A 5959-nucleotide genomic window follows, 5' to 3' on the forward strand; every position below is an offset into this window, starting at 1 on the left:
GCCGAACGGGCACCACCCGATCGTCGCCGAGGACGTCGACTACCAGTACCCGCACCGCTGCTGGACCTGCATGGTCCCGTGCCTGGTCCGCGAGGACATGGTGATGGACCAGGTGGACGGGCAGTGGCGCACCTACTGCTCAGAGCCGTGCCACTGGACCGACGCGACGGCCTTCCGGCCGACGTACCAGGGCCGCGAGACGCCGAACATGGGCCAGCTCATCGGCAAGCGCGAGTGGGAGACGCTCTACCACGGCTGGAACTGGGCCGATGTGGTCAGCGACATGGGCTACGTCCGCGACGACGGCAAGACCATGGTCGCGCAGCCGCACCTCGACCTGGGCGACCAGAAGAAGATGTGGACGCTCGACCACCTGCGCAGGATGGCACCGCTCCAGTCGCCGAACGTGCTGCTCAACGAGATGAGCGACGACGAGCGCGCGGCGTTCCACGCGCAGTACGTCCGCGGTGGTCCCGCAGGCCGGTTCGCTCCGGCAGACGGCGGGTGACGGTTCCCGGATTATCCCGAACGGACCCGTGGCGACTCCCCGGCGCCAGGCGCGAGCCTGCCCGGGGAGGCGGCGGAGGGAGGTGACAGTGCCCGGTAAGCACAAGGTGCGCTTCGAACCCGTCGGCATCGAGATCGAAGTCGGCGAGGACCAGACGATCCTGCGGGCCGCGGCCGAGCAGGGAATCATGCTCATGCACGGCTGCAAGGAAGGCCAGTGCGCCTCGTGCAAGTCGTTCATCCTCGACGGCGACGACATCGAGCACGACAAGTACTCCACGTTCGCGCTGCCCGACTACGAGAAGGAGGAGGGCTACACGCTGCTGTGCCGGGCGCACCCGTACGAGGACGTCGTAATCGAGTTGCTCAACTACGACGAGGACATGATCAGGTCCGGCCTGCCGATCCAGCACGCGGTGGCCGAGGTCGTGAGTAAGGACGCGGTGACGCACGACATGTGCCACCTGGTGCTGCGGCTGATCGAGCCGGGCGAGGTCAAGTTCTTCCCCGGCCAGTACATGGACATCAGCGTGCCCGGCACCGAGGAGGTCCGGTCGTTCTCGATGGCGAACACCTCGAGCAGGGACGGGCTGCTCGAGTTCGTCATCAAGGTGTACCCGGACGGGCTGTTCTCCCAGTTCCTCGACGTGGTGCTCCAGGCTGGCGACCGCCTGGAGCTGACCGGCCCGTTCGGCGTCTTCACGTTGCGCGACTCCGAAGCGGAGCTGGTCTTCGTGGGCGGCGGAGCGGGGATGGCCCCGATCCTGTCCCTGCTCCGCTCCATGGCCGAGCGCGGCATCCACCGCAAGGCCACGTTCTTCTACGGCGCCCGCGGGCAGCGCGACCTGTGCTTCGAGGAAGAGCTGAGCGCGATCGCGGAGAAGCTGCCGAACTTCAGCTACGTCCCGGCTCTCTCGCACGAGGACTGGGACGGCGAGAACGGCATGATCACCGACGTCGTCAAGCGCCTGCGGGGCCGCCTCGCCGGCGCGCACGCCTACGTCTGCGGTCCGCCGCCCATGGTGGAGGCCGCCATCCCGCTGCTCGAGACGCTCGGCGTCGAGGACAAGCGGGTCTATTACGACAAATTCACCACAACCGGAGAGCCCCAATGACGAGCACGCAAGAACGCAGCGTTCCGAAACCGGTCTTCACCGACGCCGAGGCGGGCGCCAAGGAGTTCCCCGACTCGGACAGCCGCCGGTTCAACTACTACATCCCGGCCAAGCGCAAGCAGTCGCACTACGAGGACGTCACCGTCGAGGTCCAGCCGGACCCGCGGCACTACCTGTCGCAGGGCTGGCTGTACGGGTTCGCCGACGGCCGCGGCGGCTACCCGCTCGACTGGACCGCGCTGAAGGCGTGGGGCGTCGACCGGCCCGAGCCGGAGCGCTATCCCGGCTCCGGCGGCAAGGGCTATGACTGGCCGGCGCACGGCTGGCACGAGTTCCGCGACCCGAACGAGGAGTGGGAGCTCACCCTCTACCGCTACAACTCCAACGTCGTGCGGCAGGTCAACCAGAACGTGGAGATGGCCCGCCAGTCCAAGGCCTTCACGGACTGGAACCCGAACTGGGTGCGGTTCGTCGAGCGCAACGTCGGCGCCTGGATGCACGTGGACCACGGGCTCGGCCTGTACCTATACGCGAACGCGCAGCGGCGCGCCCCCACGAACATGCACAACAACGCGATCTCGGTCAACAGCATGCACCGCATCAGGGCAGCGCAGGACCTCGCGCTGTACAACCTCACGCTGACCGAGGAGGTCCCCGGCTTCGACGGCGCCGCGCACCTGGAGACCTGGAGCTCCGACCCGGCGTGGCAGGGGGTGCGGGAGACCGCCGAGCAGCTCACCTCGATCTGGGACTGGGCCGAGGCCATCTTCGCCGGCAATGTGGTGTTCGAGCCGCTGGTCGGCGAGCTGTTCCGCAGCCAGCTCGTGCAGCACGCCGCGCCGCGCAACGGCGACTTCGTGACGCCGACGGTCATCGGCGCGGCCGAGTACGACTTCGCCGAACGCGACCTGCGTTACACGGTGGCGATGTTCGAGCTGCTCACCACCGACCGGGAGTTCGCCGACCACAATAAGGCGCTCCTGAACAAGTGGCTGAGCACCTGGGTGCCGCGCGCCATCCACGCGGCCCGCACGCTGCAGCCGATCTGGTCGCAGCCCGACGCAAAGCCACCGCGCTTCGAGGACGGCCTTGACGCCGCCAAGAGCCGGTTCGCCCACCTCGTGTCCGACCTGCACCTGGACGTACCGAAGGAGCTGGCGCAGTGACAACGCAGCAGTTCAAGCACCCGGAGAGCCCGTTCAAGGCCAACAACACAGCGTCGAACAAATGCGGCTTCACGCTGATGAACAACCAGGTCGGCGAGGTTGTCGCGGCGGTCATGGCAACCAAGCCCAACGTGACCGTGACCTGGTTGCCGTCCATGATGCGGGTCGACGCGACCGGCCGGATGGACGTCGTATACGACGAGGTCTCCGAGGCGCTCGGCGAGGAGCCAGGCTTCTTCGACTCCGCCGAGTTCGAGGAGAACATGTCGACGCACTACGGCCGGATGATCCATGAGGACGACCGGACCATCATGTTCGCCAACCCCGAGGACGCCGCCGAGTACCTCGGCTTCGACCTCATCCCCTCGCAGCAGTAGCGGAAGCGGTAGCGGAGAGGAGAACGAGCGTGTACGAGAAGGACGGCGAGAAGTACTTCATCGTCGACACGCACATGCACTACTGGAACGCCGCACCCGACAACTGGGTGCCTGGCGCGGAGCAGTACGCCAAGGGCTGGATCGAGTGCTTCCACGCCTACCAGTCGCTCGGCCCGAAGGAGACCCACTGGCCGATCGACAAATTCCAGAAGTACTCGGAAGACGACCTGATGAAGGACGTCTTCGAGGACGGGCACGTAGACGTGGCGATCTTCCAGCCCACCGACCTGAAGGAGTGGTACAAGGAGGGCTTCAACACCACCGAGCGGAACGCCGCGCTCGGCGATAAGCACCCGGGCATGTTCATCGCCAACACCCGGTTCGACCCGCGCGACAGCGACGCGGGGCTCGAGGAGCTGCGGCGCAACGTCGAGCGTTACGGCGCCAGGGGCGTGAAGCTCTACACCGCGGAGTGGAACAACGGCTCCCGCGGCTACAAGCTCAGCGATCCGGCCGCCTACCGGTTCCTGGAGAAGGCCCAGGAGCTCGGCATCAAGAACATCCACGTGCACAAGGGCCCGACCATCTGGCCGCTGGACAAGGACGCGTTCGACGTGTCCGACGTGGACCACGCCGCGACCGATTTCCCCGAGCTGAACTTCATCATCGAGCACGTGGGCCTGCCGCGGATCGACGACTTCTGCTACATGGCGACGCAGGAGCCCAACGTCTACGCCGGCCTGTCGGTGGTGACCGGCGCCCTGATGCACGCGCGGCCGAAGTTCTTCGCGCGGGTGATGGGCGAACTGCTGTTCTGGGTCGGCGAGGACAAGATGACGTTCGGCAGCGACTACGGCATCTGGGAGCCGAAGTGGCAGGTCGAGGGCCTCGTCGACTGGCAGATGCCGGACGACGAGCAGTTCGCGGACTACCAGAAGCTCACCACCGCCACGAAGAAGAAGATCCTCGGCCTGAACGCCGCCAAGCTCTACGACATCAAGGTGCCGGCGGAGTTCCTGGTACCCGTCCAGCCCAGCGAGCCGGCGTCGAAGGACGACGCTCAGCTGGTCGCCGGGCAATGAGGGAGGACGTCCTTACCGCCCTGTCGGCCGTGCGCGACCCGGAGCTCGACGAGCCGATCACCACCCTCGGCTTCGTCGCATCGTGCACGGTCTCTGGCGACGGGCAGGCGCGGGTCCGGCTGCGCCTGCCCACCTACTTCTGCGCGCCGAACTTCGCGTTCCTCATGGTGGCCGACGCCTACGACGCCCTCGTCGCGATCCCGGGCGTACGGACGGCCGAAGTGGTCCTGGAGGACCACTTCGCGTCGGACGCGATCAACGCCGGGGTAGCCGCCCAGGCGGGCTTCGTCGCCTCATTCGACGGCGAGGCCGTGGCCGAGCTTGGCGGCCTGCGCGCGCAGTTTCTCCGCAAGGCGGTGCTGGCCGGCACCGACCTCGTGTGCCGGCCGCTCATCGCGGCCGGCGTAACGCCGGCCGAGCTCGTGGCGCTGACCCTCGGCGCGGCGCCGCAGTCCGCCGAACTCGACCGGCTCCGGCAGCGGCGGGCAGACCTCGGGCTGCCCGCCGACGACGACGCGCCGCTGCTCATCGACCCGGAGACAGGCGCTCGCGTCGCCCTGGCGGCGATTCCGCTGCACTTGCGGCGGGCGCGGGTGACCCGGGCCGGCATCGACGCCAATGCCTCGATGTGCTCCGGGATGCTCCGGTATCGATACGCCCCTGGCTAACGCAGACCATGATCGGGAGGTCTTAGTGAAAGCCGTACGACTGCATAAGTTTCACAGCACGCCTGTCGTTGACGACGTGCCCGAGCCGAAGGTTAGCGGCCACCTGGATGTCGTCGTCAAGATCGGCGGCGCCGGCGTCTGCCGGACCGATCTGCACATCATCGAGGGGCAGTGGGATGAGCGGATGCATACGCCGCTGCCCTACATCCTCGGGCACGAGAACGCCGGGTGGGTGCACGAGGTCGGGTCCGCCGTGACCAATGTCGCGGTTGGCGACACCGTGATCCTGCATCCGACGCCTACCTGCGGCTTGTGCCGCGCCTGCCGGGCCGGGGATGACATGCACTGCGAGAACTCCACGTTCCCCGGGCTGTCCACCGATGGCGGGATGGCCGAGTACTTGCTGACCTCCGCCCGCGCCTGCGTGAAGCTCGAGCCGTCGACCCGGCCGCAGGATGTCGCGGCGCTCGCCGACGCCGGGATTACCGCCTATCACGCCGTGAAGAAAGCGATCCCGCTGCTCTATCCCGGCACTACCTGCGTGGTCATCGGGGCCGGCGGGCTCGGGCACATCGGGGTGCAGTGCCTGGCGGCGCTGACCGCGGCGCGGATCATCGTCGTGGACAGGAACCCCGAGGCGCTCAAGCTCGCGCAGGAGCTGGGGGCCGACCTCACCGTGGTCGCCGACGGGAAGCACGTCGGCGCCGTGCAGGACCTGACCGGCGGGGCGGGGGCGCATGTCGTGCTCGACTTCGTCGCCGAGCAGGGGGCGGAGATGGACGGGTGGAACATGACCGCCCCGGCCGGGTCGTACTTCGTCATCGGGTACGGCGGCACGCTGCACGTCCCGACGCTCGACATCATCTCCACCGAGCGGAACATCATCGGCAACATCGTCGGCACCTACAACGACCTCGCCGAGCTGATGGCGCTCGCGCAGGGCGGCAAGGTCACCCTGCACACCAAGACGTATCCGCTGGCCGCCGCGCCCGACGCGCTCGCCGACCTCGACGCCGGCCGCGTTCGCGGCCGGGCGATTCTCGT

The 5959-nt window shown here is 67.8% G+C and carries 7 protein-coding genes; all 7 read left to right on the forward strand.

The features are described from left to right. Positions 1–508: hypothetical protein (locus VHU88_23080; protein ID HEX3614589.1), on the forward strand; the 508-nt coding region annotated here is incomplete at its 5' end. An 88-nt stretch (positions 509–596) separates the two neighbouring features. Next, positions 597–1622, forward strand: a complete 1026-nt coding sequence (locus VHU88_23085) for a 2Fe-2S iron-sulfur cluster binding domain-containing protein (protein HEX3614590.1) — start codon at positions 597–599, stop codon at positions 1620–1622. Next, positions 1619–2788: a hypothetical protein gene (locus VHU88_23090; GenBank protein HEX3614591.1), complete on the forward strand. Its 1170-nt coding sequence runs from the start codon at positions 1619–1621 to the stop codon at positions 2786–2788. Before VHU88_23085 ends, VHU88_23090 begins: the two co-directional genes overlap by 4 nt. Continuing rightward, on the forward strand, positions 2785–3165 hold the full coding sequence (locus VHU88_23095) for an MmoB/DmpM family protein (protein ID HEX3614592.1): 381 nt from the start codon (positions 2785–2787) through the stop codon (positions 3163–3165). The genes VHU88_23090 and VHU88_23095 overlap by 4 nt, the downstream gene beginning before the upstream one ends. Before the next feature lie 29 nt (positions 3166–3194). Beyond that, the gene (locus tag VHU88_23100) at positions 3195–4247 is read left to right on the forward strand and encodes an amidohydrolase family protein (protein ID HEX3614593.1); all 1053 of its coding nucleotides are present in this window, start codon (positions 3195–3197) and stop codon (positions 4245–4247) included. Further along, a complete protein-coding gene (locus tag VHU88_23105; GenBank protein ID HEX3614594.1) occupies positions 4244–4915 on the forward strand; it encodes an iron-sulfur cluster assembly protein in 672 nt (223 codons plus the stop codon). The genes VHU88_23100 and VHU88_23105 overlap by 4 nt, the downstream gene beginning before the upstream one ends. A gap of 76 nt (positions 4916–4991) precedes the next feature. Then, positions 4992–5959 (forward strand): NAD(P)-dependent alcohol dehydrogenase (locus tag VHU88_23110; protein ID HEX3614595.1); only part of this gene is annotated, 968 nt, incomplete at its 3' end.

Source organism: Sporichthyaceae bacterium (assembly GCA_036269075.1).
Classification (GTDB): domain Bacteria; phylum Actinomycetota; class Actinomycetes; order Sporichthyales; family Sporichthyaceae; genus DASQPJ01.